At 51.8% G+C, this 906-nt stretch carries 1 protein-coding gene; it reads left to right on the top strand.

From position 1 onward, the window contains the following. Window positions 1-217: 217 nt before the first annotated feature. Window positions 218-906 (top strand): UTP--glucose-1-phosphate uridylyltransferase GalU (galU, locus tag PA598K_RS09040; protein ID WP_128656661.1); only part of this gene is annotated, 689 nt, incomplete at its 3' end.

The raw sequence follows: 906 nt of genomic DNA, 5'->3' as shown, positions 1-906 counted from the left end.
GGGAGAATATATATAAAGAACTTTCTTTTTGTTAAAATGGATGTTTCATCAAGACGGATTTTTAGAAATATTGATAATATTAAAGATGCCTCGCTTATTGTCAATAGTAATATTGAAGGGCTTGGACCAGAAACAGTTGATGAAAAAAACAAAGATATGTTTAGATGGGATCTGTGATTTCATATCTCGATATTAATTTAGAAATGTGGTGTAGCGTATGAAAATCCGTAAAGCCATCATCCCCGCTGCGGGTCTTGGTACGCGCTTCTTGCCGGCGACGAAGGCGCAGCCCAAAGAGATGCTGCCGATCGTCGATAAGCCCACCATTCAGTTTATCGTGGAAGAGGCGGTCGCATCGGGTATCGAGGATATCATCATTATTAGCGGACGCAGCAAACGTGCCATCGAGGATCATTTCGACAAGTCGTATGAGCTGGAAGAGACGCTGCAGAGGAAGGGGAAGCTGGATCTGCTGGAGCAAGTGGCGTCGATCTCCAATATGGCGAACATTCACTATATTCGGCAGAAGGAAGCGCTCGGGCTGGGGCATGCGATCTCCTGCGCGCGCTCCTTTATCGGCAATGAGCCGTTCGCGGTGCTGCTAGGCGACGATATCATCCAGTCACCTGAGCCGTGTCTGCGACAGCTGATGGATGTGTTCGAGCGCTACCATACCTCTGTGGTCGGTGTGCAGCCGGTAGAGGCGAGCGAGGTGTACAAGTACGGTATCATCGCACCCAAAGGGCCGGAGCTGGAACCCGGCGTGCTTCATGTGCAAGCGCTGGTGGAGAAGCCGCACCCGAACGAAGCGCCGTCTACCTATGCGATCATGGGGCGATATGTGCTGCGGCCGGAGATCTTCGAGGTGTTGGCCTCGCAGTCGGCGGGCTCGGGCGGCGAGATCCA

Source organism: Paenibacillus sp. 598K (assembly GCF_003851045.1).
Classification (GTDB): Bacteria; Bacillota; Bacilli; order Paenibacillales; family Paenibacillaceae; genus Paenibacillus_D.
This window is presented reverse-complemented; position numbering and strand designations above follow the sequence as displayed.